This window comes from Bradyrhizobium sp. 604_D8_N2_3 (assembly GCF_051810765.1).
Taxonomy (GTDB): Bacteria; Pseudomonadota; Alphaproteobacteria; order Rhizobiales; family Xanthobacteraceae; genus Bradyrhizobium; species Bradyrhizobium barranii.
Window position 1 is genome coordinate 6,030,824 of the sequence record NZ_JBPWPM010000001.1, and the last position, 25,240, is coordinate 6,056,063.

Below are 25,240 nucleotides of genomic sequence, written 5' to 3' on the forward strand. Positions count from 1 at the left end.
GTGTCAGGCCGCGACGGCGACGCCCTTCTCGGAGAGCAGCTGCTGCAGTTCGCCGGCCTGGAACATCTCGCGGACGATGTCGCATCCGCCGACGAACTCGCCCTTCACATAGAGCTGCGGAATGGTCGGCCAGTTCGAGTAGTCCTTGATGCCGTTGCGCAGTTCGGCGGATTCGAGGACGTTGAGGCCCTTATAGCCAACGCCGATATGGTCGAGGATCTGGACGACCTGGCCGGAGAAACCGCACTGCGGAAACTGCGGCGTTCCCTTCATGAACAGAACCACGTCGTTCGACTTGACTTCGTTGGCGATGAATTCCGCGATGCTCATATCCGTGTCCTTCTGGGGCGGAGCCCTCAACAATCACTCCGGGCCGGCTCAGCCGATTTAACCCGATACCTGCCTATATATGTAGCCCAAACCGTTGTGCATCCAAAGTAAAATGGCGGCGAACAGCCCCTTGGGGCCGGTCCAGGCCACGCCGGCCCCATTACATGATGCCACGAATATCATCGCCGGGGAGGACTTTCATACCGTAACGGAGCCCCTATCTAGGACGAACCCAGGTTTTGGAACCGGGCAACGCCAACAACGTTCTCTTGTCCTGTCTGGAGAAAAACGTGACGAAATCAGCCTCCGCTACGGCCACCCCGCCGCTTTCGTCACCGTCGGCCGACCCGCGCGGCCTCGCCCAGGGGCTGGAAGAGGCATTTCTCGCCGTCCGCAACGAGACCGAGCGCCGGGCCGAGCCGCTGTCGCCCGAAGACCAGCAGATTCAATCCATGCCGGATGCGAGCCCCACGAAATGGCATCGGGCCCATACCACCTGGTTCTGGGAGCAATTCCTGCTCGGCGAGCACGCCCCTGGCTACCGGCCCTTCCACCCTGATTTCGCTTTCCTGTTCAATTCCTATTACGTCAGCGCCGGCCCGCGTCATTCCCGCAATCACCGCGGCGACATCACCCGTCCCAGCGCCGATCAGGTCGGCGCCTATCGAGCATATGTCGATGCGGCCGTCGTCAAATTCTTTCGCGAGGTTGGCGCGGACAAGCTTCGCGAGATCGCACCGCTGGTCGAGGTCGGGCTCAATCACGAGCAGCAGCATCAGGAATTGATGGTCACCGACATCCTGCATGCCTTCGCGCAGAACCCGATCCCGCCGGCCTATGATCCGGACTGGCGCTTCCCGGCTTCGACACGCGCGGATGAGGGTTGGCTGACGCTGAACGAGGGTATCCACACGGTCGGTCATGTCGACGACAGTTTTCATTTCGACAACGAGAAGCCGGCGCATCGCGCCCTCGTCGGTCCGGTCAGGGTCGCACGCAATCTCGTCACCAATGGCGAATGGCTCGCCTTCATGCGCGACGGCGGCTACCGGACCGCAACGCTGTGGCTGATGGACGGCTTTGCCACCGTCAACAACGAAGGCTGGGACGCCCCCGGTCATTGGCGCGAGATCGACGGCCAGTGGCACATGATGACGCTCGCCGGTCTCAAGCCGGTCGATCCGGACGCGCCGGTCTGCCACGTCAGCTATTACGAGGCCGATGCGTTTGCGCGCTGGGCCGGAAAGCATCTGCCCACCGAGATGGAATGGGAGGTTGCTGCGCGTGCCGGCCAGCTCAACGACGCCTTCGGCATTGTCTGGCAGTGGACGCGGTCTTCATATTCGCCCTACCCCGGCTACCGCGCCATCGAAGGCGCGCTCGGGGAGTACAACGGCAAGTTCATGATCAACCAACTGGTGCTGCGCGGCTCCTCGCTTGCAACTCCCGAGGGCCACAGCCGTATTACCTATCGCAATTTCTTCTATCCGCACCATCGCTGGCAGTTCACCGGACTGCGGCTCGCCGATTACGTCTAGTTTTCATCCGACGATAAATGCGCGCCGGACAGCGCGTTCAGGAGAGTATCATGAATGTGCACGCCAGCGCTTTGGCCGAAGCCCATCTCCCCGACGAGCAGACCACCGCCTTCGCCCGCGAGGCCATCGAGGACCTCTCGCAGCAGCCGAAAAAGCTGTCGCCGAAATATTTCTACGACGCCACGGGATCGGAGCTGTTCGAGGCGATCACGCGTCTGCCGGAATATTACCCGACGCGCACCGAGCTTGCGATCCTGAAGGAGCGCGGCAGCGAGATCGCGAAGATCATTCCGCAGCATGCGGCGCTGGTCGAGTTCGGCGCCGGAGCAACCACAAAAGTCCGCCTGCTGCTCGATCACTGCAAGTTCGCGGCCTATGTGCCCGTCGACATCTCCGGTGACTTCCTGAAGGCGCAGGCCAACGGCCTGAAGCGGGACTTCCCGACGCTCGGCATCTATCCGGTGGCGGCCGACTTCACCACGCCATTCGAGTTGCCCAAGGCAGTCGCGTCGATGCCCAAGGTCGGCTTCTTCCCCGGCTCGACCATCGGAAATTTCGAGCCGCATGAGGCGCAGGCCTTCCTGAAGAGCGCCCGCAAGATCCTGGGCAAGGGCGCGCAGATGATCATCGGCGCCGACCTCGAGAAGGAAGAGCGCGTCCTCCATGACGCCTACAACGATGCCGCCGGCGTCACCGCCCGCTTCAATCTCAATGTGCTCGTGCGCATCAACCGCGAGCTCGGCGGCAATTTCGACCTGTCCGCCTTCACCCATCGCGCGATCTACAACCGCGAGCGGCACCGGATCGAGATGCATCTCATCAGCAAGAAGAGCCAGACCGTGCGCCTGCTCGGCACCAGCTTCTCGTTCCGCCCCGGCGAGAGCATCCACACCGAGAACAGCTACAAATACAGCCTCGAGCGTTTTGCTGCGCTGGCGCAGGGCGCGGGCTGGCAGGTGCGCGAAAGCTGGACGGACGCGGCGAAGATGTTTTCGGTGCACGCGCTGGAGGCGGCGGAGTAAAGGCTCCGTTGAATCTGAGAGCGGTTTCCTGCGGCACATCCTTCGAGACGCCCGCCTTCGGCGGGCTCCTCAGGATGAGGACGGAGCGCGCGGCAACAGTTTCAACGGGCGCCTATGCCGATTAGCCTCATCCTGAGGAGACCGCGCAGCGGTCGTCTCGAAGGACGAGGCGTGCGCTCAGACAGCTCTACGAGGACACGTGCGGCCGGAGCTCAATGCGCCTCTGCCTCCTCCGGCTTCGACCCCAGCGACATCGACTCCCAGACTGCGACCACGATCATGATCACGGTCGACGCGACCGACAGCCAGAGTGGCGAGAGATCGGCGGCGAACCACCACAGCACCAGTAGCAGGATGATGCCGATGCCGTGGGAGAGCTGGAGGAAGCCGCGGATCGCGTGCTTGAACAGGATGGTGCCGACCAGGAACACCAAGGGACCACCGACCGTGCTCACGATGGTCCTGATATCGGAATGGCCGGTCGGATGCTTCAGCACCAGCTCGTCCGACACCGCGGTCAGGATGATGCCGGCGACGATCGGCATGTGCAGATAGGTATAGGCCATCCGTGCCAGCCGGCCGGATTCGGTGGATTTCGAGAGCCGCTCGGAGCCAGCCTCCGCGCCCTTGTGGAAATAGACCCACCACATCGCGATGGCCCCGGCCAGCGCCGAGACGAAGGCCAGGATGTTATCCGCGGTCCACTCCAGCTCGGCGAAGGTGGCACCGTTGACGACGACGGCTTCACCGAGTGCGATGATGATGAAGCCGGCGCAGCGCTCGGCCATGTGGCCGCCCTCGACGGCCCAGGCCTCCACCGACGAGAAGCCGAGCTTCGGGACCCAGAAGCGCACCGCGGGCGAGACGTATTCGATCGCGAGCGCCGCGATCCAGAACCACAGCCGCGCCTCGTCATGGGCGAGACCGCCGAGGATCCAGAAGATCGCGGAGCCACAGAGCCAGACCAGAATGCGGATCGCGTTGTGCCGGACGGCCGTTCGATGGCGCGGGGTCGCGAACAGCCAGAAGGCGGTGCGTCCGACCTGCATGGTCGCGTAGGCGATCGCAAACCACAGGCCCCGCCCCTCGAACGCGGTCGGGATCGTGGTCGACAGCACGAGGCCGCCCAGCATCATCAGGAAGATCAGGATGCGGACCGGGGTCAGCTCGGGATTGAGCCAGTTGGTGACCCAGGCGGTGTAGACCCACACCCACCACACCGCGAGGAACAGCACCGTGACGTGCACCGCGCCGAGCGGGGTGAAATGGTGCAGCAGCGTATGCGAGACCTGCGTGACGGCGAAGACGAAGACGAGGTCGAAGAACAGCTCGGCATTGGTGACGCGGCTGTGCTGGTTCGGAGCGATGACGCGAAACATCGCGCCGCGAGGATTGTCCGCAGCCATCGTCATCCCCCCGTCACGCGATCAGATCAGGCCCCCGGTACCCCGGTTTGCAGCGCCAGCGCATGCAGCACGCCGCCCATCTGGCCTTGCAGGGACTGATAGACGATCTGGTGCTGCTGGACGCGGGACTTGCCGCGGAAGGATTCCGAGATCACGGTCGCGGCATAGTGGTCGCCATCGCCGGCGAGGTCACGGATCGTCACCTCGGCATCGGGGATCGCTGCCTTGATCATCGCCTCGATATCGTGGGCGTCCATGGGCATTCGGGTCTTGCTCCTGTCTCGGCTTCGAATCGCTTGCCGGGGTCCCCGGACCGGCAGGGCCAAACTTAGCGTGAACGGCCTTCTACGTCACGCATTCCGGCACTATATTCCTGATCCCATCCGGATAAAGGCACGACAAAGTGCCGCGCGCGCAAGATTGATCGAAAAGGCGTGAAATCATGAAGCTTCCAGGGCCCGACCACCCCATCACCATTACCCAAAATCCCCGGCGCGTCCGCGTCACGGCCGGCGACATCGTGATCGCCGAGACCAGCAAGGCGCTGATCTTGAAAGAGGCGAAATATCCGGCGGTGCAATATGTGCCGCGGGAGGACGCCAACATGGCGCTGCTGGAGCGCACCGACCGCGTCACCCATTGCCCCTACAAGGGGGACGCGAGCTATTACAGCGTCAAGGCCGACGGCAAGACGCTCGACAACGCGATCTGGACCTACGAGACGCCCTTCCCCGCGATGACGGAGATTTCCGGCCATCTCGCCTTCTATCCGGACAAGGTGAAGATCGAGGAAGTGGGGTAGGCTCATCGCGCCGGGGGCGATCGCAGGTCGCTTCCTCTCAGTCGACACAAGGCTCAAGATGCCGCGCAAAGCCGCAAGACTGATTGGGGTCTCGTTGCTGGGCGTGGCCGGCATCCTCATCGTGGTGGCCGCCGCCGGACTGGGTTTTCGCGCCTATCGCCAGCATCTTGCTGCCGAAACCCTCGCGATCCGCTCACCAAAGGGCGTGCAGGAGGGAGGGTTCGTCGACATCGGCGGAATCAAGCAATGGATTCAAATCCGCGGCGAGGATCGGGATAACCCGGTCCTCCTGTTCGTCCACGGCGGGCCCGGAGGGTCCAGCTGGCCAATGTCGTCGGGTTGGCGCCCCTGGGAAAAGCACTTCACCATCGTGCAATGGGACCAGCGAGGCACCGGCCGCACGTATGGCGCCACCGGAGACACGCTGGCGCCAACCATGACACTGGAGCGCATGACGCAGGATGGCGTCGAGCTGGCCGAGCATCTGCGCACGCATCTGCACAAGGACAGGATCGTCCTGGTCGGGCATTCGTGGGGCTCGTTCCTGGGAATTCACATGGTGAAGCAACGCCCGGATCTGTTCTCGGCCTATGTCGGCACGGGCCAGGTGGTTGGCAGGACGACCTTCGAGAAGGCATTCGAGCTCACGATCGCGCGCCTGCAACGGCTTGCGGCATCCGCCAACAATCGTGAAGCCCTGGCGGAATTGGCGCCGATCGCTTCACAGCCGACCCTCACCCCGGAAAATCGCCTGATTGCGGACAAATGGAGCAACGCGCTGGGTCTGCCGCCCGCCGGTGGCTTCCAGTTCGCCGGTCCCATCCCGCCGCTCTTCATGCCGGATGTCTCGCTGCTCGACTTGTACAACTGGCGCAAGGGCGTCGCCTTCTCGACCAAATATCTGACCGGGCGGAACGGGCCGATGTTTCAGAGCGACATGGCCTCGATGGGATTCAGATCTTCGATCCCCATGTTCTTCATTGAGGGCGACGCGGACGGCGTGACCCCGGGCGAACCCGCCGAGCAATATTTCAAGGAGATCACGGCCCCGCATAAGGAATTTGTGTGGGTTCGCGGCGGCGATCATTTCATTCCGTTCCATCGTCCTGATGAGTTCCTGGCTGAGCTGATGGCCCGCGTCATGCCATTCGCCGGCAATTGAGGGCCGGCGCCCCGGCCCCCATTTGAGCGGCAGCCCGGCTATGCCCTGAAGATCGTGAGCCCCAGTATCAGCAGCACCAGGAAGATCACGACGAAGATATAGAACAGGAAGCGGGCGACATCGGCCGAGGCGGCCGAGAGGCCGGTGAAGCCGAGCACGCCGGCCACGATCGAGACCAGGAGAAAGATCAGCGCCCATTTCAGGATCGTCATAACCAACTCCGACTAAAATGCCGCATGTTTTGCGGCCCTCAACCTATTCGCGAACGCTAACTTCGCTGCGCGGAACTGGTTCCTGAGGGCGCTCCGCGGGCAAGGCCCGGCACAAACTGCGCTTGCTGAATCCGGTTCCCAGCGGCACAGTCCGGCGAGAGGGCAGGAGCGCAATCGGGGCGACCATGATGACGATGTCACATTCCGCGACGATCGGCGCAGAGGCGCACGCCGCGCCGAAGGCCAAGGCGCGCAATCTGTCGCTCGATCGGACCCGCACCTTCCTCACGCTGGTGGTGCTGCTGCACCACGCCGTCATTCCCTACACCTATTTCGGTCACACCGACCCGGCGTCCTGGATCGGCTTCGACGTCGTCGTGCTCTGCACCGACAGCTTCTTCATGGCGATGTTCTTCTTCCTGTCGGGACTGTTCACGTGGTCCGGCATCGCGCGCAAGGCGCCACAGGTTTTCCTGCGCGACCGCCTGTTGCGGCTCGGGCTGCCGTTCGTGATCGCGGCATTCACGGTCATTCCGATCGCCTATTACGCGATCGCGCTGCGGCACGATCCCGAGCTGACCTTCGCTTCGTTCTGGTGGAAGACGATCACCGTCGGGCCGTGGCCGAGCGGGCCGATCTGGTTCGTGTGGGTGCTGCTGGCGTTCGACCTGACCGCGAGCCTGCTCTACCGGGTCTCAGCCCACCTGGTCGATCCGGTCAACCGCGTTTCGCTGCGCGGTTTTGACCAGCCGGCCGTGTTCTGGCTGCTGCTGGCCGTCGTCACCGCCGTCGTTTACGTGCCCGCGCTGGTCCATTTCGGCGCCAACAAATGGTTCGAGTTCGGACCGTTTTCGGTGCAGGCGAGCCGCGTCCTGCTCTACTTCGCCTATTTCTTCATTGGCGTCAGCGTCGGTGCCGCCAACTTCGATCGCGGCATCCTCAGCGCCGAGGGCCAGTTGCCGAAGAACCGATGGATGTGGGTGATCGCCACGCTGGTACCCTACTGCCTGATGTGGTGCATGATCTACATCAAGCGCGCAATCCTCGGGAATCCCAACGTGCTGCCGGACTGGTATCAGGCGATCTACGGCACGTTCGTCGTGCTGTTCTCGGCCGCGATCCTGCTCGCGATCCTCGCCTTCTTCCTGCACCAGAAGTCGCCGGGGCCGAACCTGCTCGACCGCATGCAGGCGGACGCCTACGGCATGTTCCTGGTGCACTACCCGATCGCGCTGTGGATCCAGTATGTGCTGTTCGACTATTCGTGGCCTGCGATCTTCAAGGCCGGGATCGGCTTCGTGCTCACGGTGATGCTGAGCTGGGGACTGACGGCAATGTTGCGGAAGATTCCGGGCGCGTCACACGTTTTGTGAGGCCGAGGTCTCTCCACCCGTCATTGCGAGCGTAGCTAAGCAATCCAGAGTCTCTCCGCGGAGACAGTCTGGATTGCTTCGTCGCTTTGCTCCTCGCAATGACGGAGTGTGTGGCGGCGCCTTACGCCGCCTTCCCGCTCATATATTCCGGCAGCCAGCGCTCGAATGATTTCCGCAAGCTATCGATCGACACCGGCGCCTCGCCAGCGATCGCGATCGCATCGCCGCCGGTGGTGCCGATGCGCACGCAGGGCACCTCGCAGCCGCGCATCTTGGCCAGCACGCGGCCGGCGTCCGCTTCCGGCACGGTGACGAGATAGCGCGCCTGGTCCTCGCCGAACCAATAGGCCTGCGGCACGAGCGCCGCCGGCGCCGCCAGCAGTTTTGCGCCGATGCCGCTGGCCATTGCCATCTCGGCGAGCGCGATCAGGAGGCCACCGTCGGAGAGATCGTGCACTGCGGTCGCAGTGCCCGCATGGATCATGCCGCGCACGCAGTCGCCGTTGCGCTTCTCGGCCGCGAGGTCGACCGGCGGCGGCGCGCCCTCCTCGCGACCGCAGATGTCGCGCAGATAGACCGACTGGCCGAGCCAGCCGTGGGTTTCGCCGACCAGCAGGATCGCCTCGCCCTCGGCCTTGAAGGCGAGCGACGCGGACTTGGTGAAGTCGTCGAGCAGGCCGACGCCGCCGATCGAAGGTGTCGGCAGGATCGCGCGGCCGTTGGTCTCGTTGTAGAGCGAGACGTTGCCGGACACGACCGGGAAGTCCAGCGTGCGGCAGGCTTCCGAGATGCCCTTCAGGCAGCCGACGAACTGGCCCATGATCTCGGGCCGTTCAGGGTTGCCGAAATTGAGATTGTCGGTGATCGCGAGCGGCTTGCCGCCGACCGCGGTGATGTTGCGCCAGGCTTCCGCCACCGCCTGCTTGCCGCCCTCGAACGGATCGGCCTCGCAATAGCGCGGCGTGACGTCGACGGTCAGCGCCAGACCCTTCGGCCCGTCCTGCACGCGCACGACGGCGGCGTCGCCGCCGGGACGCTGCAAGGTGTTGCCGAGGATGACGTGGTCGTATTGCTCCCAGACCCAGCGCTTGCTGCACATGTCGGGCGTGCCGATCAGCTTCTCCAGCGCGGCACCGACGCCCATCGGCGCCGGCACCTCGCGCGCGTGCACCACAGGCAGCGCGGCAGAGGGACTATGCGGGCGGTCGTAGAGCGGCGCCTCGTCACCGAGCTCCTTGATCGGCAGGTCGGCCATGACGTCGCCGCCATGCTTGACGACGAAACGCTTGCTCGGCGTGGTGTAGCCGACGACCGCAAAGTCGAGGCCCCACTTCTTGAAGATCGCCTCGGCTTCCTTTTCCTTCTCGGGCTTGAGCACCATGAGCATGCGCTCCTGGCTTTCCGAGAGCATCATCTCGTAGGCGCTCATGCCGGTCTCGCGGGTCGGCACCGCGTCGAGATCGAGGTCGACGCCGAGGTCGCCCTTGGCGCCCATCTCGACCGCCGAGCAGGTCAGGCCGGCCGCGCCCATGTCCTGGATCGCGATGACGCAGCCCTTCTCCATAATCTCGAGGCAGGCCTCGAGCAGCAGTTTTTCGGCGAAGGGATCGCCGACCTGCACGGTCGGGCGCTTCTCCTCGGACTTGTCGTCGAACTCCGCCGAGGCCATCGAGGCACCGTGGATGCCATCGCGGCCCGTCTTGGAGCCCAGATAGACGATCGGCATGTTCACGCCGGAGGCGGCCGCATAGAAGATCTTGTCGGCGTCGGCGAGGCCCACGGCCATCGCGTTGACGAGGATGTTGCCGTCATAGCGGGTGTGGAAGCGCACCTGGCCGCCGACCGTCGGCACGCCGAAGGAATTGCCATAGCCGCCGACACCGGCGACGACACCGGAGACGAGATGCCGCGTCCTGGCATGCTCGGGCGCGCCGAAGCTCAGCGCATTGAGGCAGGCGATGGGACGCGCGCCCATGGTGAAGACATCGCGCAAGATGCCGCCGACGCCGGTGGTCGCACCCTGGTAGGGCTCGATGTAGCTCGGGTGGTTGTGGCTCTCCATCTTGAAGACCACGGCCTGGCCGTCGCCGATATCGATCACGCCAGCATTCTCGCCGGGGCCCTGGATCACCCAGGGCGCCTTGGTCGGCAGGCCGCGCAGATGGATGCGCGAGGATTTGTACGAGCAGTGCTCGTTCCACATCGCCGAGAAGATGCCGAGCTCGGTGAAGGTCGGCTCCCGCCCGATCAGCTTCAGGATGCGCTCGTACTCGTCGGGCTTGAGCCCGTGGGCGGCAACCAGTTCGGGGGTGATCTTGGGTTCGTTCTTCATGGATTCGGGGCTTTCGGCGGCGTTTTGCCGTTCTTAGGAAGATCGGGGGCCTACGAAAAGCCCTTTATGGCGCATTTTCCCGCTGTCCCACGTTTTGCGGGCAGGCGGTCGGCGGGAACGGGAATTGCAAGGCGCTGACGGATCGGATTTAAGGACTAAAGACCCGTAATTGAAGGCCCATTTCCTTGCACGAATTGACCAAAGTCCCCTCCACCCGCCGCCCGGACCTGCACGTCGCCACCGATGGCGAGTTCACGGGCTGGCGGACCTGGATTCGCGACAGTTTTGAGAGCCATATCGGCCCGTTCTGGCACAAAATCGAGGACGACGGCAGCGTCCGCTCGGCGTTCCGGGTCGAGAAAAAGCACCTCAACGGCTCCGGAAACGTCCATGGCGGCTGCTTCATGGCGTTCGCAGACTATTGCCTGTTCGCGATCGCCACCCACGAGCTGGATGGCCCGGCCGTGACGACGAATTTCGCCTGTGATTTCCTCGACGCGGCCCGCGAGGGCGAGCTGGTCGAATGCGTCGGCGAAGTGTCCCGCGCCGGCGGCTCGCTGATCTTCCTGCGGGGCAAGCTGACCTCGGCCGGGCGGCCGCTGTTTACCTTCTCCGGCACGATCAAGCGGGTGAAGCGGAAGCCCGCACTCCAGCCAAACGCATAGCTCGACGCCTTCCCTTTTCGCGCCCCCTCGCCCAGACTTGCTGAAAGCGCTTTTGCGCGGGGGAGCAAGAACAAGGTGCCGCAGAGCACATCCGGATCGGGCCACACAGCGCCCTCCGCGTCAGCGCCATTGCCATCCATGACCGCCGTCGGCGCCCGTAACTGGCGCGACTATGCGCTGCTGTTCGCGCTCGCCTGCTGCTGGAGCTCGACCTATCCGCTGGCGAAGCTCGCGCTTCCCACGATCCCGCCCATCACCTTCATCTCGGCGCGCTCGCTGATCGCGTTCGCCTTCCTGTTCGCGATCTTGTGGATGCGCGGCCTCAAGCTCCCGACGGATGCGAAGGCCTGGAAGCTGTTCGCAGTCCAGCAGCTGATCAACTCGACCTTTCCGTTCCTGGTCATCACCTGGTCGCAGCAATATGTCCCGGCGTCGAACACGGTGGTGCTGGCCTCGACAACGCCGATCTTCGCCTTCCTGATCACCTCGCTGATCACGCGGCACGAGCCGGCCACGCTACTGAAGCTCGCGGGCGCAATTCTCGGCCTCGCCGGCACGATCGCCATCGTCGGGCTGGACGCGCTGCGCGGCTTCGGCAGCGAGATCGTGGCGGAGATCGCGATCCTGCTCGCCACCATCTCCTTTGCCTGCGCGACCATCTTTGGCTTGCGGCTCTCCGAATACGATCCGATGGTGGTCGCAACCGGCTCGCTGCTATTCGGTGGCCTCGTGCTGCTGCCGCCCGCGCTGATCATCGACCAGCCCTGGACGCTGCATCCGACGCCGACGGCAATCGTCGCCACCATCGTCATGGGCATCGTCTCCAGCGCGCTGGGGCTGATGCTGTTCTACGTCTGCCTCGGCCGGCTCGGCACGCTGACCACGAACGCACAAGGCTATCTGCGCATTCCGATCGGCGTCGGATTGTCCGTGCTGCTGCTCGGCGAGAGCGTGCCGTCGAACCTCGCGCTGGGACTTCTGCTGGTCATGGCCGGCGTCGCCGCGATGACGGTGCCGGCGGAACGGCTGAAGCTGCGCAAGGCATGATCCGGAAAGTGCGCAGCAGTTTTCCGATAAGATCATGCTCAAACAATAAGACCGCTCAGGTCGAAATCTGCTTCTCGGCGATCGAGAGCCAATCGGCCTGGGCGTCGCGCAGATATTTGGGCGCGCGCCGCATCTGGATCAGGAGCTCGTTGAAGACCACGCGCGCCTCGGCGCTGCGGCCGACCATCTGGAGCAGCATGCCGTAGCGCACCCGCGCCTCGGCGCCGGGGAAATAGCCGGCGACGGCGTGATATTCCTCCAGCGCCTCGTCGAGCCGGCCGACCTCGGCGAGCGCGCGGGCGTAGAGCAGATGCGCGTCGGCGGAATCGAAGTCCGGCCATTGCTTCTGAAGATCGTCCAGCGTCGCCAGCGCATCGGCCGGACGCTTGGCGGAAAACTCGGCCTGCGCCTTGCCGAAGGCATAAGCGGGGGTCGTGGCCCATCGGCAAGCTCAGGATGTGACCGTAATGCTGCTCGGCCTCGCTGAAGCGGCCGACCTTTGCGCATTCCTCGGCCAGCGCCGCACGGTTGGCGATGGTGTCGGTGGCCGCCAGCCGGTCGCACAGCTCGCGATAACGCTTCTCCGGATCGAGCCGATTGGCAACGCGCTGACGCGCCTGTCGCGCACCGGGGCTGGAAAACCATTCAGGGACGAGTTCGACCGCGATGTAGGCGAGCGCGCCGATCAGCGGCACCATCAGGATGATGAAGGCCCAGGGCTGCAACCGCCCGGTTCGCGACGCGTGATAAATCAGTGTGATATCGAGCAGCAGAACGACCAAAGCGACGGGCATGTGACATCCGGGAGCACAACGACAGCGCACGCTTCCTGATACCGCAACTCGCGCGGCGAAACAACTTTGAGTTGCTTTCACCCGCGCGGAAATCAGCGACCCGGACACGCGCGCCTTGATGGCGACGAGGAGTCAGTCGTCTCAAACGCGATTGAGGTTCATGAGACAGCAAGCCCAAAACCGCTATGACTTGCTATGATTTGGGCGGCTGCTACTTGGCGTCGTCCGCGAGCATCTTCCGGTACTTCTCGACGTCGCGCGTCACGAGCTTCTGGAGCACCTCGGGCGTATGCTCGTCGGGATCGGGCGCGACGGTCGACAAATCCGCAAAACGCTTCTTCACCGCGTCGGTTTCCACCGCGGTGCGCGCAGCCGCGTTCAGCTTGGCGATGATGGCCGGCGGCGTGCCCTTCGGCGCGAACAGGCCGTTCCAGCCCTGCGCCTCGAAGTCCGGCAGGCCTGCCTCGGCAGACGTCGGCAGATCGGGCAGCGTGGCCAGCCGCACGGTCGAGCCAACCACCAGGCCCCTCACTAGCTTGTCGCCGATCGACTGCGAGACGGAGGCCGCGGCGTCGCAGACGCCGTCGATCTGGCTGCCGATCGCATCCGTGAGTGCGGGCGCCGCACCGCGATAGCCGACCAGTGTTGCGTCGACCCCGGCGGCCGTCACAAAGCTCTTGCAAATGAGGTAATTCGACGAGCCGACACCGGCGTGGCCGAGATTGATCTTGCCCGGGTTGGCCTTGGCGTAGGCGATGAACTCTTTCAGGTCCTTCGCCGGGAAATCCTTGCGCAGCGCGATGACGCCGAACGTCTTCGCCACCATGGCGATCGGCACGAAGGATTCAGGCGTGAACGGCAGTTTTGGATAGATCGTGTAGGTCGCGGCGTTGGTGCCGGCGTTGCCGATCGCGATGGTGTAGCCGTCAGGCTCGGCGCGGGAGGCGCGCGCCAGCGCGGTCGAGCCGCCGGCGCCGGCGACGTTCTCGATCACGATGGTCTGGCCGAGCGCGATGCCCATCTGCTCGGCGACCGTGCGCGCGATCACGTCCGACGTGCCGCCAGCCGCGAACGGCACGATCATCGTGAGCGGGCGCTTGGGGAAATCCTGCGCGAACGCAAGGGTCGCGAGTGAAAATGTCGCGAGCGACAGCGCCGCGATCGCGGCGAGAGCCCGCTTCGCCACAAACGAGATCACGCGGCCTTTTCCAGATGGGCAGTGAGACCGGCGAACAGGCCGCGGCCGTCGGTGCAGCCCATGATGTCTTCGACGTGGTTCTCCGGGTGCGGCATCATGCCGAGCACGTTGCCCCTGTCATTGACGATTCCGGCGATGGATTCCGCCGCGCCGTTGATGTTGTGGGCCTCGTCGACCACGCCGTCGGCGGAGCAGTAGCGATAGAGCACCCGCCCCTCGCCTTCGAGCCGCTTGATGGTCTCTTCATCCGCCTCGTAATTGCCCTCACCATGGGCGACGGGCACGCGGATCACCTGGCCGGCATTGTAGCCGCGGGTGAACGGCGTGTCGGAGCGCTCGACGCGCAGATGCACGTCGTGACAGATGAACTTCAGCCGCGCGTTGCGCATCAGGACGCCGGGCAGCAGGCCGGACTCGCAGAGGATCTGAAAACCATTGCAGACGCCGAGCACGAGACCGCCCTTGGCCGCATAGTCGCGCACCGCGTCCATCACCGGCGACCGCGCCGCAATCGCGCCGCAGCGCAGATAGTCGCCGTAGGAGAAGCCGCCGGGCACGACGACGAGGTCGGTGCCCGCGGGCAGCGACGTCTCGGCGTGCCAGACCATCGCGGGCTCGCTGCCGGAGATCAGCCTCAATGCGCGCGCCATGTCGCGCTCGCGGTTGATTCCGGGAAAGACGAGGATGGCGGCTTTCATGGTTCGGGTTCCGACGGTGATGGGAATCGGGCTGGCCAAAGGGCCAATTCGTCAGGAGACATAGCCATTTGACGGGGATTTTACCAGTGCTAGCCTCGCCGGGCGGCCTTGTACACAGGCCATAGCCACGGCACTTTTGCCTGACGATCTTGCCCGGGATTGAAGCCATGAACGTCCCGTCGCTGCCCGCCTCCCTCTCCGAACCGGTGTCCACTCAGGGCGTCATCGCAGCCGGCGCCTATGTCGACGGCCGGCGTGTCGCCAATATCGCCATCAGCGAGGCTTCGAGCTGGCGGGCCAAGCCCGGCCACGTGGTGTGGATCGGGCTGCACGAGCCTGACATGGCGCTGCTCGGCGCCGTGCAGAAGCAGTTCGACCTGCACGACCTTGCCATCGAGGACGCCAACAACGCCCATCAGCGGCCGAAGATCGAGCAATATGGCGAGGCCCTGTTCATCGTGGCGCGGACGGCGCAATTGTTCGAGGGCCGGATCGCCTTCGGCGAGACGCACATCTTCGTCGGCGAAGGCTATCTGGTCTCGGTGCGCCATGGCGCCTCGACATCCTACACGCCGGTGCGCGAACGCTGCGAAAGCTGCCCGCGGGCCCTTGCGCGCGGCGAGGACTACATCCTCTACGCCATCCTCGATTTCATCGTCGACAACTACTCGCCCGTGCTGGAGAGCATCCACGAGGAGGTCGAAGGCATCGAGGACGACGTGCTCTCCAAGCCGATCAGCAAGGCGCAGATCGAGCGGCTCTACATGCTGCGCCGCGACCTGTTGCGGCTCAGGACCGCGATCGGCCCGTTGGTGGAAGTCTGCCGCCGCCTCGAGCATGACGAGCTTGCGATGGTGCGTGCGACGATGCAGCCGCTGTTCCGCGACGTCACCGACCACGTCAGGAACATCCAGGAGCGCATCGATTCCATGCGCGAGGTGCTGGCCTTCGCCTTCGAGGCGAGCCTGCTGGTCGGACAGGCGCAGGAGACCGCGGTCTCCAAGAAGCTCGCCTCGTGGCTGGCGATCCTCGCCGTGCCCACCGCAGTCGCAGGCATCTACGGGATGAACTTCAAGTACATCCCCGAGCTGCAATGGGAGTACAGCTATTTCGTCGTCATGGGGATGATGGCGCTCGCCTGCCTCGCATTGTACTGGCGCTTCCACCGCGTCGGATGGCTGTGAAGCGCCGCGCGGGTTAGACGATCTCGACGCGATAGTTCTCGATCACGGTGTTCGCCAAGAGCTTGTCGGCCGCCTCCTTCAGCGCCGCTTCGGCCTTGGCCTTGTCGGCGCCGGCAAGCTCGATGTCGAACACCTTGCCCTGGCGGACGCTGGCGACGCCGTCGACGCCGAGCGACTTCAGCGCGCCTTCGATGGCCTTGCCCTGCGGATCGAGGATGCCCGTCTTCAGGGTAACGGTAACACGTGCCTTCACGTCAAATCCCTCTTAGCTCTTCACCAGCACCGGGCCAGTGCCCTGCGGACGCTCATTCTCCATGAGGATGCCGAGGCGTTTTGCGACTTCGGTGTAGGCCTCGAGCAGGCCGCCGAGATCCCTGCGGAAGCGATCCTTGTCGAGCTTCTCGTTCGACTTGATGTCCCACAGACGGCAGCTGTCCGGCGAGATCTCGTCGGCGACGATGATCCGCATCATCTCGTTCTCGAACAGCCGGCCGCACTCCATCTTGAAGTCGACGAGGCGGATGCCGATGCCGAGGAAGAGGCCGGTGAGGAAGTCGTTGACACGGATGGCGAGCGCCATGATGTCGTCGATCTCCTGCGGGGTGGCCCAGCCGAACGCGGTGATGTGCTCTTCCGACACCATGGGGTCGTTGAGCTGGTCGTTCTTGTAGTAGAATTCGATGATCGAACGGGGCAGCTGCGTGCCCTCCTCGATGCCGAGGCGCTGCGACAGCGAGCCGGCGGCAACGTTCCGCACCACCACTTCCAGCGGCACGATCTCGACCTCGCGAATCAACTGCTCGCGCATGTTGAGGCGGCGGATGAAATGGGTCGGCACCCCGATGTCGTTGAGGTGCTGAAACAGGTACTCCGAGATCCGGTTGTTGAGGACACCCTTGCCCTCGATCACCTGATGCTTTTTCGCATTGAACGCGGTGGCGTCATCCTTGAAGTGCTGGATCAGGGTACCGGGCTCCGGGCCTTCGTAAAGAACCTTTGCCTTGCCTTCATAAATACGACGCCGACGGCTCATGGGGATGTACCGTGTTTTGTTGAAATCCATGTATTTGGTGTGCTCCGGTTACCAGGTTACGACCCACAGCGGAGCTGCCGTGAACGGCTGGGAACCCGTCTATAACCCCTTGGAAACAGAACGGGAACCAAACCTTCAGGCAACCTATCCGATTGGCTGTCCCAGCACAATCGATCCGGCCGCCCGGCATCAACTTATACCGTCTTGCCTGCGGCTTAACGGCTCGTTGTTTTGCCGATTCGTGCCCCCTATCTAGGCATGCGCCGGGGCCGTCGCAACGATGGCCACCGGATCCAGTCAGCAGGGAATTGGAAAAAGGCATGAGCAGTTTGGACAAGCGCGAGGAAGGCTTCGAGAAGAAGTTCGCCCTCGACGAGGAGCAGAAATTCAAGGCGGAAGCCCGCCGCAACCGGCTGCTCGGCCTTTGGGCCGCCGAGAAGCTCGGAATCACCGGCGAGGCCGCCACCGCCTACGCCAAGGAAGTGGTCGCGGCCGATTTCGAGGAGGCCGGCGATGCCGACGTCCTGCGCAAGGTCATGGCCGATTTCGCCGCCAAGAATGTCGCCATCACCGAACAGGCGATTCGGGCCAAGATGAGCGAATTGATCGCCGTGGCCGCGGCCGAGGTGAAGGCGGGCAAATAGGTGAATAGGGAGCGGCGAGTAGCGAATGAACCCCATTCGCTACTCGCGATTCGCCATTCGCGTCCCTCACCCCTCCTTGAAGCCGTATTCCGGCACATTGCCGCTGGCGCCGTAATATTTGTACGGCAGAAACTTGCCGCTCATGGTGATCTTGACGCGGTCGCCCTTCGGGTTGGCAACGCGCTCCATTGCCATGTCGAAGTCGATCGCCGACATGATGCCGTCGCCGAACTCCTCCTCGATCAGCGCCTTCCACGCCGGACCGTTGACCATCACCATCTCGTAGAAGCGATAGATCAGGGGATCGGTCGGCGGCATCGGCGTGCCGGTGCCGCGCATCGGCACCTCGTTGAGCATCGCGGTCTCGGCCTTCGACAGGCCGAACAGCTCGCCGGCATTGGCGGCCTGCGGTTTCGTCAGCTTCATCTGGCCGAGAATCGCACCGACGATCAGCACCTCGGAATAGCCGCCGACCTTGTCGCAGATGTGTTTCCAGCTCCAGCCGTTCTCGCGCTTGATGTCGAGCAGCTTTTCGGTGAGGTCTTCGCGTTTCATGTCAGGGTCTCCCTTGGCCAGGCATCGTGTCACGTCGTTTGTGCCGCTTTGGGAGGCACGAAACGTGCCAATAAATGAGGCTTGAGACGTCACCGCCTCGACCTCCCCTCACGCGGTAAAGCCTCCGTGAACCGCTTGATCGCCTCGAGCACCGGCTGCTGATCGCCGGCAAAGAACCAATGATCATTGCCGTCGAGCTCGACGAATTCTGCACCGGTGATCCGGCTCGCGATGTCGCGCCCGGCCGCGATCCGCACGGCCTTGTCGTCCCGACGATGCAGCACCAGCGTCGGCACCGCAATCCGCGCCAGAAGGTGTCGCACATCGGCGTCGCGAAAGGCCTCGAGCACGGCGGAGATGCCGCCGGGACTGGACGCCGCGCGCAACAGCCCCGCCCACCAGGCGCGCGCCTGCGGATCATTGGCAAGGCTCGGCGCGAAGGCTTCGATCCCGACCGGGCCGCCCCATTGCGCAATCAGGTGCTTGCTCCAGGCGTCATACTGGCTGGCGCGCAGCGCGTGCGGATAGTCCTCCGACCAGCAGCCCTTGGCCAGTGCGCCGAACAGAATGAGCCCGGCCACATGGCGGGATTCCTCGACCGCAAATTTGATGCAGGCCGGCCCGCATTCGGATGCACCAAACAGCACGACGCGGCGCGAGTCCGCCGCCCGCAGCACGGTGCCGATATCTTCCGCCGTGACGTCGATGCCGGGGGCCGATCCGACCCGGTCGGACAGGCCGATGCCGCGGCGATCGAAAACGATGAGACGCCCAAGCCTCATCAATGAGGCCAAGAACGTCCGGCTCGCCGGATGCTCCCAGGCGCGTTCCACATGCGACACGAAACCGGGCATGACCAGGATGTCGAGCGGACCACTGCCATAGGTCTGATACGCCAGATGCACGCCGGCGCCCTTCACATAGCGTGTCGCTGGAAGAGCATCGCGCAGCGGCGCGGCCGCGCGGCTCATGAGCGCTTCGGTCTCGGCTTCCGGCGCGACGCCAAGCTCGTCGCGCAGCCGCTGCGCCAGTGCAGCGTGACGCCGTTCCGCCGCGCTTCGGTCTCCCGCGAGCAGCAGGCTGCGGATCAGATGCCGGCCATACACCTCGCTGAGCGGATCGAGCTCGACCAGACGGCCCGCATACACTGTCGCGGCGAGATGATCGCCCGCGGCATTCCTGTCCTGCACCAGACGCTCGAGCGCCTGCACGAGCCGCCCCCGCAGCGCCTCGCGGCGAAAGAACGTCCAATCGTCGAACTCAGGACAGTCGTCCGGAGAAAAGCCCGCCAGGAAGTCGCCGCGATAAATCCGGCAGGCCTTTTCAAAGTCGCCGCGATCGCAGGCGCGCTCGAAATGATGCGAGTCGATCTTCAGCTCGACCTCCGGAGACCAACGCAAGCTTGTGCGGTCGGTCTCGAAAACCGCCTGGCCGAGCGTGAGCTCGACGCGGTGAAGCAGACGCCGCAATCGCGCGAGGCCGGTCTCGCGGGAAGTCTCCGGCCACAGCAGCGTGGCAATGACGTCGCGCGCGACGGGGCCTTTGGCTTCCGCGAGATAGACCAGCAGCGCAAGCCCCTTGCGCAAGGCCAGCTTGACCGGGCGGTCGTTGGCATGGACCTCGGGGAACCCGAACGTGACAAGCGAAAAGGCCGTCATGGAGATCCTCCCTCCCCGGTCGGCGCCCCCGGGGGACGCGCAGGGGACGGTCCAGCGATAGCAGTCAAGCCAGATCGAGCCCGCTCGCCAGCGAGCGGTTCAGGCTCCTGAATGCGGCACCGCCGCCATCGGCACAATAGGAAAAACCATGTTCGCGCGCCTCGCAATCCTGCTCTACGCCATCGTGAGCTACGCCGTCTTCACGGCTTCATTCCTCTACGCGCTCGGTTTCGTCGGCAATTATGTCGTGCCCAAGTCAATCGACACGTCGATCGACGTCGGCGCGCCTGCGAATTTGGGTGAGGCCATCGTCGTCAACCTGCTGCTGATGAGCCTGTTTGCCATCCAGCACGGCGTCATGGCGCGCCCGGCATTCAAGCGATGGTGGGCGGGAAGCCTTCCCATCGCCTGCCAGCGCAGCACCTATGTGCTGCTCTCCAGCCTGATCCTCCTGCTGCTGTTCTGGCAGTGGCGTCCGATCCCGACGCCGATTTGGCAGGCCAGCGGCATTACGGCGTGGCTCCTGACCGGCGTACATTGGCTCGGCTGGCTGATCGCGTTCGCATCGACCTACATGATCGATCATTCCGATCTGTTCGGCCTGCGCCAGGCTCTCGTCGCGTTGCGCGGAGCCGAGATATCAGGTCAATCCTTCCGGACGCCGCTGCTCTACAAGATCGTGCGGCATCCGCTCATGCTCGGCTTTCTGCTCGCGTTCTGGGCGACGCCCGAGATGACCGCCGGCCATCTGCTGTTCGCGATTGCGAACACGGCCTACATCCTGGTCGCCCTGCAGTTCGAGGAGCGGGATTTGATCGCCGAGTTCGGCGCGACCTACCAGGACTATCGCCGGCGCGTTCCGATGCTGTTGCCGCGCATTTTCGGAGCGCCCCGATGAAAGCGGTTCTGTGCAATTCGTTCACTGGCCCTGCGGATCTGCGCCTCGGTGAGATCGCTACGCCGCGGCCTGCCGGCGACGAGATTCTCATCGACGTCCATGCGGCGTCCGTGAGCTTCATGGACCAGTTGCTGGTCTCGGGCCTCTATCAGATGCGGCCGCCGACGCCCTTCGTGCCCGGCACGGAAGCCTCCGGCGTCGTCGCCGCGGTCGGCGACAAGGTCACGATGTTCGCACCCGGCGATCGCGTGGCCTGCAGTGCCTGGACCGGCGGCTACGCCGAACGGATGATTGCGAAGGAATCGAAGAGCGTGCGGCTGCCTGATGGCGTCGCGTTCGAAGCCGGGGCGACGGTGCTGCACAATTACGGCACGGCCTATTATGCGCTGTTCGAGCGGGCACGGGCGCAACGCGGGGAAACGCTGTTCGTCACCGGCGCAGCCGGCGGGGTTGGCCTTGCCGCCGTCGACCTCGGCCGTCATCTCGGCCTGCGCGTCGTCGCCGGTGTCGGCTCCGACGACAAGGCCGCCCTGGTGCGGCGTTACGGGGCCAGCGATGTCGTCAACTATCGCAGCGAAGATCTGCGCGACCGGATCAAGTCGATCACATCGGGAGAAGGCATCGATGTCGGCCTCGACAACGTCGGCGGCGCAATCTTCGAACAGATGGCCCGGCTGATGAAATGGGGCGGACGGCTGATGCCGATCGGCTTCACCAGCGGCGAGATTCCACAGATCCCGATGAACCTGCCTCTCCTGAAAAATTACGCCATCATCGGCGTCTTTGTCGGCGCCTGGGCGGAGAAATTCTCCGCGGAGGCCGCGCGCATGAATGACACACTGATGCAATTGCTGGCCGACGGAAAAATCCGCCCGCACATCGATCGCGTCCTCCCTTTGGAGGAGGCCGGCGACGCCATGCGCGCCGTCGCCAATCGCGCGGTTCTGGGACGAATTGTCCTCAAGATCAGGTAGACTGCGCCCGACGAGGAAGAGAGGACAGAACCGATGACCGAGATCATCATCGACAAGCGCTTTTGCGGTCCTCCGAACTCCGGGAATGGCGGCTATGTCTGCGGCCGGCTGGCCCGCCACATTTCCGGCGGCGCCGAGGTGACGCTGCGCGCCCCGCCTCCCCTGGACAAATCCCTCGATGCGGCAGCGACCGCCGACGGCACATGGGAGCTTCGCGACGGCGCCAAAGTCGTCGCGACCGGGCGCGCGACGAGCGTCGAGCTTGCGCGCGTGGAGACAGCCAGCTTGCAGGAAGCACGCGCGGCCGAATTGCTGGCGCTGTTCAAGCCGCACGAGCATCCGCTGCCGAACTGTTTCGTCTGCGGTCCCGCAAGAGCGAAAGGCGACGGCCTGCGCATCTTCGCCGGCCCGCTCGGACGTCACAACGCCGTTCTCGCGGCGAGTTGGACGCCGGACTCGAATCTGGCCGCGGAGGACGGCCTGGTTGCGCCAGAATTTCTCTGGTCGGCGCTCGATTGTCCCACCGGCTTTGCCTGCAATTGCGATCAGCAGAGCGCGACCTTCGACAAGACGCCACTGCTGCTGGGCCGGATGTCGGCACGGATCGAAGCCCGGCCGCGCCCCGGCGACCACTGCATCATCACAGCCTGGCCAACCGGCCGCGACGGCCGCAAGCGTACGGCCGAGGCCGCGCTCCACGATGAAACCGGGAAGTTGCTGGCCGTGGCCCGTATGACATGGATTGCGGTGGAACGCGAGGTGCAGCTCGGGCGTACTTCGTAGGGTGGGCAAAGGCGCGCAGCGCCGTGCCCACCACTTCTGTCTCAGCTCCGTTGAGCGACATGGTGGGCATGCTTCCGCCTCCGCTCTTCGAGCTACGGCGGACAAGTCGCTTTGCCCTACCTACCTCTAATCACGCAACACATCCGTCGCCGCACCTTCGGCCTGCACCAATCCGCATTCTCCTGCACGCCCGCGGCCGCGCTTGCGACGGTTTACCTTGCGTCAAGCACGCCCGGCAATCGATGGCTGTCTTAAAAGGCTGTTAGGAGCGGTCATCGTTGTTGGCGCCCGGAATACGGGGACGCTCTGCAATGCAATCGGACGAGGGACTCTACAGTGCGCCACGCTGGCGCCTGACACGCTGGCTCGCCGAGCCGGGGCTAGGTGTTCCCGACGACATCCGCGCCGCGCTCATTGTCCAGCTCTATGGATCGCTGCCGGTTTTTGCTGCCGGCGCCGTCAACACCATTGCCGTCGCCGCCGTGATCGCTGGCCGCAAGCAGACTGCACCATTCATTGTCTGGCTGGTCATGGAGATCGCGATCTGCCTGGCCCGCCTCGCCGTGCTCGTCAGCGCGCATCGCAGGGCCCGTGCCCACTGCCCGACGCCGACCGATCTTCATCTCCTGCTCGCGGTCGCCTGGAGCGCTAGCGTTGGATTTGGCGTCGTTGCCAGCCTGGCCAGCGGGGACTGGGTCGTCGCCATGCTGGCCTCGCTCTCGGCGGCGGCGATGGTTGGCGGCATCTGCTTCCGCAATTTCGGCGCGCCGCGGCTGGCCGGAACCATGATCCTGCTGAGCCTCGGTCCCATCATCCCCGGCGCTGCGTTCGCCGGCGAGCCGCTGTTCTACATCGTCTACCTCCAGGTGCCGATGTATCTGGCCGCGATGACGGCCGCCGCCTTCCGCCTCAATCGGATGCTGATCACCACCATGCGCGCCGAACGCGAGAACAGCCATCGCGCGCATCATGATGCACTCACGGGGCTGCTCAATCGCGCGGGCTTCGTCGAGGCACTCAGCGCCAGACTTGGAGCCCACGCCGAACGACGGTTCGCTGTGATGTTCTTCGATCTCGACGACTTCAAACCGGTCAACGACACGTTCGGACATGCGGCGGGCGACGAGGTGCTGAAAGCGGTGGCCGGGCGCGTGCGCCGGGCGCTGCCGGACGGCGCGGTGGTCGCCCGGATGGGCGGCGACGAGTTCGTCGTGCTCGTCGACGGCGTCACGGCCGAAATGGCCCAGGAGGCGGGATACCGCCTCATCAGCGAGGTTGCCGTCTCCTATGAGCTCGGCGGCGAGGTGCGCGCCGGTGTCGGCGCCAGCGTCGGCATTGCGATGTCGCCGGATCATGGCGCCGAAGTCGAGGAATTGCTCGCGGTCGCCGATGCAGCACTTTACGAGGCGAAGTCAGGCGGCAAATCGCGTTGCTGCCTGGCCTCGGTCGAGACCAACCTCGCCGCGTTACGTCGCCTCCAGCAGAGCGGCCCGAAAGCCCCGGTCGCAAGCGCCGCCTGACGCAGTACGACTGACGCACCCCACAAGCGCGATCTCGTAGGGTGGACAAAGGCGCGTAGCGACGTGCCCACCACTGCTGTCCCGGCACGTCGATTGATGGTGGGCACGCTTCCGTTTTGCCCACCCTACGCTGTCGTCTAAACTAGACTGGACAGTGCCCAAACGTCGCTAGGGGCTCGCACCGAGCGCCTTGAGCTCGGCCGCGACCGCCTGTGCCTCCACGAAGGTCGGCGGGCAATCGGCAAGCGCCAGTCCGAAAAGCCGCCGCGCCTGCTCTTTCGCACCGCGTTGCAGGGCGAACTCGGCGGAGTAGAAGTTCGCCTCACATATTTGGCCAGACCGCTTAGAAGGAAGCGGATCGTTGGCTGCTCGCAACACCTCCTCTGCCGTCACTTCTCCAAGAAATAGTCGGACAATGGGAGCAGGCCAAGCAGTCATATCGAGCTTCATCGTCGCGGCCGCAAGCCGGCTCGGCGCTCCGCTGCGCATGCTTACGATCTCTCGCCACAACGCTGCGTAGACATCCCTGGGATCGAGCGACGTTGCTCGATCGAAATCCGCGAGAGCTTTGGTCAGTGAGCCGCTCTGGAAGTAAGCGAGCGCCCGTGACCGATGGGCCAACGCATCTTCTGGGTCCAATTGGATTGCCCGGTCGGCGTCGACGATTGCGCGGGCGAAGTCGCCCTTTGCGTTGTAAGCTCTGGCTCGGTAATCAAACGCGTCCTTATCTCTCGCGTTGATCCGAAGCGCTTGATCGTAGTCATCAATAGCGTGATCGATGTCCCCCTTTTCATAATACGTGGCGCCGCGCGCCAGAAATATACGGCCATCAATTCCTTCCGGCTCGCTCGCGGCGGCGTCTCCGCCGACGGGAGCGGCAAGATCGTCGCCCTTGCGATTTGGCTCATTTTGATTCTTTTGAAGCGCCTGATCCTGAGATGTGAGTTGCACCGACCGGGTGTAGTCGCCAATCGCCCTGTCATAGTCTCCCTTCCTTGAATAGATGAGACCTCGGGCGTAGTGGGCAATGCGATTCCTTGAGTTCAGTTGAATCGTGCGGTCGAGATCGGCGAGAGCGCGGTCAAAATCTCCGAGATGATAATGCGCGACGGCTCGGCAGTAGTAAGCGCGTTCGGCCGTCGGATCGGCTTCGATTGCAGCGCTGTAGTCTGCAATGGCGAGCTCGTACTCACCCTTGATGTTGTTAGCACTGCCTCGATTGAAATAAATCCGAGCAATGTTCTGCCGATCGTACTCGTCCAGCCGCAGTAGCGAAGTACAGGCCGCAATTCGTTCGTCGGGCGAGACTTTGGTCTGGGCGCTGCACTTCTGTTCGTCAGCAGAGTTTGCGGCCGCAGGCGAAACAAGCGCGATCATTGCCAACGTCGCTACCGTACTCGAGAGCACGCGGC

25 protein-coding genes and 1 pseudogene are annotated in these 25,240 nt (G+C 64.2%); 13 read left to right on the forward strand and 13 right to left on the reverse strand.

Annotated elements, in window-relative coordinates; all coding sequences use genetic code 11:
- Positions 1 to 3: 3 nt before the first annotated feature.
- Complete coding sequence (grxD, locus tag AB7245_RS29020) at positions 4 to 330, reverse strand: Grx4 family monothiol glutaredoxin (protein WP_085404302.1); 327 nt, start codon at positions 328 to 330, stop codon at positions 4 to 6.
- Positions 331 to 569: 239 nt separating this feature from the next.
- Here grxD and egtB point away from each other — a divergent pair, with 239 nt between their 5' ends.
- Both egtB and egtD read left to right on the forward strand, forming a co-directional pair.
- On the forward strand, positions 570 to 1,868 hold the full coding sequence (gene egtB, locus AB7245_RS29025) for an ergothioneine biosynthesis protein EgtB (RefSeq protein WP_166342509.1): 1,299 nt from the start codon (positions 570 to 572) through the stop codon (positions 1,866 to 1,868).
- 50 nt (positions 1,869 to 1,918) lie between these two features.
- Positions 1,919 to 2,890, forward strand: coding sequence for an L-histidine N(alpha)-methyltransferase (gene egtD / locus AB7245_RS29030; protein WP_063982369.1), 972 nt, complete (start codon positions 1,919 to 1,921; stop codon positions 2,888 to 2,890).
- 212 nt (positions 2,891 to 3,102) lie between these two features.
- Here the strand turns inward: egtD and AB7245_RS29035 are convergent, their stop codons facing one another.
- Positions 3,103 to 4,296, reverse strand: coding sequence for a low temperature requirement protein A (locus tag AB7245_RS29035; protein WP_166342510.1), 1,194 nt, complete (start codon positions 4,294 to 4,296; stop codon positions 3,103 to 3,105).
- A gap of 26 nt (positions 4,297 to 4,322) precedes the next feature.
- Positions 4,323 to 4,559: a BolA/IbaG family iron-sulfur metabolism protein gene (locus AB7245_RS29040; RefSeq protein ID WP_028147489.1), complete on the reverse strand. Its 237-nt coding sequence runs from the start codon at positions 4,557 to 4,559 to the stop codon at positions 4,323 to 4,325.
- A gap of 179 nt (positions 4,560 to 4,738) precedes the next feature.
- Here AB7245_RS29040 and AB7245_RS29045 point away from each other — a divergent pair, with 179 nt between their 5' ends.
- Both AB7245_RS29045 and AB7245_RS29050 read left to right on the forward strand, forming a co-directional pair.
- Positions 4,739 to 5,098 carry a DUF427 domain-containing protein gene (locus AB7245_RS29045; RefSeq protein WP_014494138.1) on the forward strand — a complete coding sequence of 120 codons (360 nt, stop codon included), beginning with the start codon at positions 4,739 to 4,741 and terminating at the stop codon, positions 5,096 to 5,098.
- Positions 5,099 to 5,156: 58 nt separating this feature from the next.
- Positions 5,157 to 6,260 carry an alpha/beta fold hydrolase gene (locus tag AB7245_RS29050; RefSeq protein ID WP_439035187.1) on the forward strand — a complete coding sequence of 368 codons (1,104 nt, stop codon included), beginning with the start codon at positions 5,157 to 5,159 and terminating at the stop codon, positions 6,258 to 6,260.
- A gap of 38 nt (positions 6,261 to 6,298) precedes the next feature.
- Here the strand turns inward: AB7245_RS29050 and AB7245_RS29055 are convergent, their stop codons facing one another.
- A complete protein-coding gene (locus AB7245_RS29055; protein ID WP_028158427.1) occupies positions 6,299 to 6,472 on the reverse strand; it encodes a DUF1328 domain-containing protein in 174 nt (57 codons plus the stop codon).
- 185 nt (positions 6,473 to 6,657) lie between these two features.
- On the opposite strand from AB7245_RS29055, the gene AB7245_RS29060 reads away from it, so the two are divergent.
- Entirely contained in the window at positions 6,658 to 7,845 is a 1,188-nt protein-coding gene (locus AB7245_RS29060) for an acyltransferase family protein (protein WP_166342512.1), read from the forward strand.
- 121 nt (positions 7,846 to 7,966) lie between these two features.
- Here AB7245_RS29060 and purL read toward each other — a convergent pair whose 3' ends face one another.
- Entirely contained in the window at positions 7,967 to 10,177 is a 2,211-nt protein-coding gene (gene purL / locus AB7245_RS29065) for a phosphoribosylformylglycinamidine synthase subunit PurL (protein ID WP_166342513.1), read from the reverse strand.
- A gap of 185 nt (positions 10,178 to 10,362) precedes the next feature.
- Between purL and AB7245_RS29070 the strand changes: the two genes are divergently transcribed.
- Both AB7245_RS29070 and AB7245_RS29075 read left to right on the forward strand, forming a co-directional pair.
- Positions 10,363 to 10,842, forward strand: a complete 480-nt coding sequence (locus AB7245_RS29070) for a PaaI family thioesterase (RefSeq protein WP_028147494.1) — start codon at positions 10,363 to 10,365, stop codon at positions 10,840 to 10,842.
- Positions 10,843 to 10,917: 75 nt separating this feature from the next.
- On the forward strand, positions 10,918 to 11,889 hold the full coding sequence (locus tag AB7245_RS29075; RefSeq protein WP_166091178.1) for a DMT family transporter: 972 nt from the start codon (positions 10,918 to 10,920) through the stop codon (positions 11,887 to 11,889).
- 55 nt (positions 11,890 to 11,944) lie between these two features.
- Here the strand turns inward: AB7245_RS29075 and AB7245_RS29080 are convergent.
- The 3 genes and pseudogenes from AB7245_RS29080 to purQ all read right to left on the reverse strand — a co-directional run bounded on the left by AB7245_RS29080 (position 11,945) and on the right by purQ (position 14,579).
- Positions 11,945 to 12,683 (reverse strand): annotated as a pseudogene (locus AB7245_RS29080) (tetratricopeptide repeat protein).
- A 211-nt stretch (positions 12,684 to 12,894) separates the two neighbouring features.
- The gene (locus AB7245_RS29085; protein WP_439035188.1) at positions 12,895 to 13,881 is read right to left on the reverse strand and encodes a tripartite tricarboxylate transporter substrate binding protein BugD; all 987 of its coding nucleotides are present in this window, start codon (positions 13,879 to 13,881) and stop codon (positions 12,895 to 12,897) included.
- The gene (purQ, locus tag AB7245_RS29090; protein ID WP_166342514.1) at positions 13,878 to 14,579 is read right to left on the reverse strand and encodes a phosphoribosylformylglycinamidine synthase subunit PurQ; all 702 of its coding nucleotides are present in this window, start codon (positions 14,577 to 14,579) and stop codon (positions 13,878 to 13,880) included. Before purQ ends, AB7245_RS29085 begins: the two co-directional genes overlap by 4 nt.
- A gap of 167 nt (positions 14,580 to 14,746) precedes the next feature.
- Here purQ and AB7245_RS29095 point away from each other — a divergent pair, with 167 nt between their 5' ends.
- Positions 14,747 to 15,763, forward strand: a complete 1,017-nt coding sequence (locus tag AB7245_RS29095; protein ID WP_071912382.1) for a magnesium and cobalt transport protein CorA — start codon at positions 14,747 to 14,749, stop codon at positions 15,761 to 15,763.
- Between the two features lie 13 nt (positions 15,764 to 15,776).
- Here the strand turns inward: AB7245_RS29095 and purS are convergent, their stop codons facing one another.
- Together purS and purC are read right to left on the reverse strand one after the other, a co-directional pair.
- Positions 15,777 to 16,016: a phosphoribosylformylglycinamidine synthase subunit PurS gene (gene purS, locus AB7245_RS29100; protein WP_014494125.1), complete on the reverse strand. Its 240-nt coding sequence runs from the start codon at positions 16,014 to 16,016 to the stop codon at positions 15,777 to 15,779.
- A gap of 12 nt (positions 16,017 to 16,028) precedes the next feature.
- Positions 16,029 to 16,796: a phosphoribosylaminoimidazolesuccinocarboxamide synthase gene (gene purC, locus AB7245_RS29105; RefSeq protein WP_172782948.1), complete on the reverse strand. Its 768-nt coding sequence runs from the start codon at positions 16,794 to 16,796 to the stop codon at positions 16,029 to 16,031.
- A gap of 320 nt (positions 16,797 to 17,116) precedes the next feature.
- Here purC and AB7245_RS29110 point away from each other — a divergent pair, with 320 nt between their 5' ends.
- Entirely contained in the window at positions 17,117 to 17,440 is a 324-nt protein-coding gene (locus tag AB7245_RS29110) for a DUF1476 domain-containing protein (protein ID WP_014494124.1), read from the forward strand.
- 66 nt (positions 17,441 to 17,506) lie between these two features.
- On the opposite strand, the gene cynS is transcribed toward AB7245_RS29110, so the two are convergent.
- Positions 17,507 to 17,995 (reverse strand): cyanase, encoded by a 489-nt coding sequence (gene cynS / locus AB7245_RS29115; protein ID WP_014494123.1) that lies wholly within the window; start codon positions 17,993 to 17,995, stop codon positions 17,507 to 17,509.
- 89 nt (positions 17,996 to 18,084) lie between these two features.
- A complete protein-coding gene (locus AB7245_RS29120; RefSeq protein WP_166342515.1) occupies positions 18,085 to 19,653 on the reverse strand; it encodes an alpha/beta fold hydrolase in 1,569 nt (522 codons plus the stop codon).
- 148 nt (positions 19,654 to 19,801) lie between these two features.
- Here AB7245_RS29120 and mddA point away from each other — a divergent pair, with 148 nt between their 5' ends.
- The 4 genes from mddA to AB7245_RS29140 all read left to right on the forward strand — a co-directional run bounded on the left by mddA (position 19,802) and on the right by AB7245_RS29140 (position 23,828).
- Positions 19,802 to 20,551: a methanethiol S-methyltransferase gene (mddA, locus tag AB7245_RS29125; RefSeq protein ID WP_439035189.1), complete on the forward strand. Its 750-nt coding sequence runs from the start codon at positions 19,802 to 19,804 to the stop codon at positions 20,549 to 20,551.
- Positions 20,548 to 21,525, forward strand: coding sequence for an NADPH:quinone oxidoreductase family protein (locus AB7245_RS29130; RefSeq protein ID WP_439035190.1), 978 nt, complete (start codon positions 20,548 to 20,550; stop codon positions 21,523 to 21,525). Before mddA ends, AB7245_RS29130 begins: the two co-directional genes overlap by 4 nt.
- A 33-nt stretch (positions 21,526 to 21,558) precedes the next feature.
- The gene (locus AB7245_RS29135; protein WP_166342518.1) at positions 21,559 to 22,308 is read left to right on the forward strand and encodes a PaaI family thioesterase; all 750 of its coding nucleotides are present in this window, start codon (positions 21,559 to 21,561) and stop codon (positions 22,306 to 22,308) included.
- A 311-nt stretch (positions 22,309 to 22,619) separates the two neighbouring features.
- Positions 22,620 to 23,828: a GGDEF domain-containing protein gene (locus AB7245_RS29140; protein WP_085404286.1), complete on the forward strand. Its 1,209-nt coding sequence runs from the start codon at positions 22,620 to 22,622 to the stop codon at positions 23,826 to 23,828.
- A gap of 168 nt (positions 23,829 to 23,996) precedes the next feature.
- Here the strand turns inward: AB7245_RS29140 and AB7245_RS29145 are convergent, their stop codons facing one another.
- Positions 23,997 to 25,205: a tetratricopeptide repeat protein gene (locus AB7245_RS29145; RefSeq protein ID WP_439035191.1), complete on the reverse strand. Its 1,209-nt coding sequence runs from the start codon at positions 25,203 to 25,205 to the stop codon at positions 23,997 to 23,999.
- Between the last annotated feature and the right edge of the window lie 35 nt (positions 25,206 to 25,240).